The following is a 2,433-nucleotide window of genomic DNA, read 5'->3' as shown; positions in this document are numbered from 1 at the left end:
GTATAAAGAATTTAATGATTTGCCAAAGGATGATCTTATATGGAATAAGGGAATCGTAATGAATTTCTTTTACGGTAATCAAGAAAAAATAGAAAAGCTAGTTAATAATAAAGATTTTCGAAAGCAATTTTTTAATGAACATCCTGTGCGGAAATCTAAGTGATATGGAGGAAGATGTGGTTATTTTATGATTGAAAATACGGACATTTTTTTAAGGGAGTCATTCAGTATTGAATGATTCTTTTTTTGATGAAAATTATGGAAAAAAACATAATATTGTGCTATGGTTAATTACATAAGTAATGAACCTATGAACCTAAGGTGGTGAAATCGTGAAACCTACTCTAGAACAAAATAAGTTAATATACATACAAATTGCAGAAACAATTGAATCTGATATTTTAAAAGACATATTACTTGAAGAAGAACAAGTTCCGTCGACAAATCAATTTGCGAAGATGTTACAAATTAATCCGGCTACAGCTGCAAAAGGAGTAAATCTACTAGTAGATGAGGGGATTTTATATAAAAAGAGAGGGATCGGGATGTTTGTTACAAAGGGAGCAAAAGAAGTCGTACTAAAAAAAAGACAGCATGTTTTTATGACTGAGTATTTACCTAAAGTGTGGGAAGAAGCAAAAGTACTAGAAATATCAAAAGACGAATTGATGGACATGATACACAAAATTACGAAGGAGGGGAAAGAGGGATGATTGCACTTGAAACGAAAAACTTGTCTAAAAAATATAAAAAGAAATTAGCTGTTAACGAAGTAACTATTTCATTGGAAGAGCATAAAATATATGGTTTGCTTGGAAGAAACGGAGCGGGGAAAACAACTTTATTAAACATACTCGCAGGTCAGATTATTTCAAGTAGTGGAAGCGTATCTGTATTTGGTGAAAATGTATTTGAAAATAGTAAAGCGATGCGAAATATTTGTTTCGTAAAGGTGAAAGAAAACATTAATTTAAGTAGTAAGGTAAAAGATGTTTTTTATTTGTGTAACATGTTTTATGAAAATTGGGATCAAGAATATGCTGAGGAACTTATTAAAAAATTTCAATTGAATGCAAAAGAAAAGTATTATGATTTATCCCATGGCATGCAAACAATTGTTGGTATTATTAAAGGTTTAGCTAGTAGAGCACCAATTACTATTTTTGATGAGCCGACTACCGGTTTAGATGCAGCACATCGAGAGTTGTTTTACGAATTACTATTGGAAGATTATAGTGAATATCCACGAACAATCATCTTATCAACACATTTAGTTGAGGAAGTGTCCCATGTTATAGAAAATGTAATCATATTAAAAGAAGGATCATTAGCTGTTCAATCCTCTGTGGAAGATTTTTTAGAAAAAGGACACATAATATCAGGACATAAAGATAAAGTGACAAATTTTTTAATGGGGAAAAATGTTGTAAAACAAGAGTTGTATGGGAATAAAGAGATTTCTGCGATATGGGGAGATCTTTCTGCTAGAGATTATGAGCTGATAGAAACTGAAGGGTTAGAAATAGACAGAGTAACACTGCAAAAACTATTTATTTATCTAACAGATAATGAGGTGAAATGAAAATGCTTTTAAAACAATTAAAGTTACATATGAAATTTCATTATAAGGCTATTCTTATCTTTTGGTGTGTGGCATTACTTATAAAATGGACAACAACTGCAACTGATATAAAGGGACTAAAGGTAGCATTTTTACATGATATCTTCAATAATTCATCTATTGCAATTGCAATATTTATTGTGGCAAGTGTTTTTCTTGTTCAAGATGACATATTTCGTACAGTTGTCTCATTTGGCGTTACTAGATTACAATTCTTTATTGGTTCAGTATGTTTTATCATATTACAATCAGTAATTTTTTCATTTCTACAAGTTTTGCTTTTACAAGGTACATTTTATGAAACGAAACATATAAATTTAGGAGCACATACAATCGAACAATTCTTTGCACAGTTCGTGTTCTATCTATTATTAGCTAGCTTATTTCAATTAACAACTATTTTTCAGAAAAGATTTAATTGGATAGGCTTTGCTTTTAGTGTGATTTTTTTCTTGGGATTGACGAGTACAATTTATGGTAAGGTAGGTTTGAAAGAATTGGTATTTATTGATAGTAAATCGTTACTTGATATACCCAATTTTATATCAATTTCGATAGTACTTATTTTAATATACTTTATAATTAGCGCTCTATTTATTCGTAAAGTTTCTTTTGAGGATACGATTTAAGCACAAATACTTTAAGAGAGAAGGAAGACTGTATGGGAGATACTTCTTCACTAATAACCGTCTTTTTATGCGTGGCACTGCTAATTTTTTGGCGACGATATCGTTCTATGTATAAGCCGATAAAGGGAACGGGAAAACGTATTTTGTGGCCATTACTATTTTTAACACCGGGTATTTTATTGT

4 protein-coding genes and 1 pseudogene are annotated in these 2,433 nt (G+C 30.7%); all 5 read left to right on the top strand.

Going from position 1 to position 2,433, the window contains the following annotated elements:
- Positions 1-163, top strand: a pseudogene (locus AC1DJR_RS26430) (DUF4825 domain-containing protein); the annotation flags it as partial.
- Positions 164-332: 169 nt separating this feature from the next.
- Positions 333-713 (top strand): GntR family transcriptional regulator, encoded by a 381-nt coding sequence (locus tag AC1DJR_RS26425; protein WP_000805181.1) that lies wholly within the window; start codon positions 333-335, stop codon positions 711-713.
- Entirely contained in the window at positions 710-1,582 is an 873-nt protein-coding gene (locus AC1DJR_RS26420; protein WP_002127824.1) for an ATP-binding cassette domain-containing protein, read from the top strand. Before AC1DJR_RS26425 ends, AC1DJR_RS26420 begins: the two co-directional genes overlap by 4 nt.
- Positions 1,579-2,250 (top strand): DUF4052 family protein, encoded by a 672-nt coding sequence (locus AC1DJR_RS26415; RefSeq protein ID WP_000783094.1) that lies wholly within the window; start codon positions 1,579-1,581, stop codon positions 2,248-2,250. The genes AC1DJR_RS26420 and AC1DJR_RS26415 overlap by 4 nt, the downstream gene beginning before the upstream one ends.
- A gap of 32 nt (positions 2,251-2,282) precedes the next feature.
- On the top strand, positions 2,283-2,433 hold a 151-nt coding region (locus AC1DJR_RS26410; protein WP_477003902.1), incomplete at its 3' end, for a CcdC protein domain-containing protein.

It is taken from the genome of Bacillus sp. 05T31 (genome assembly GCF_056396725.1).
The sequence above is the reverse complement of the archived record's forward strand: the minus strand, read 5'-3'. Positions and strand labels throughout refer to the sequence as shown.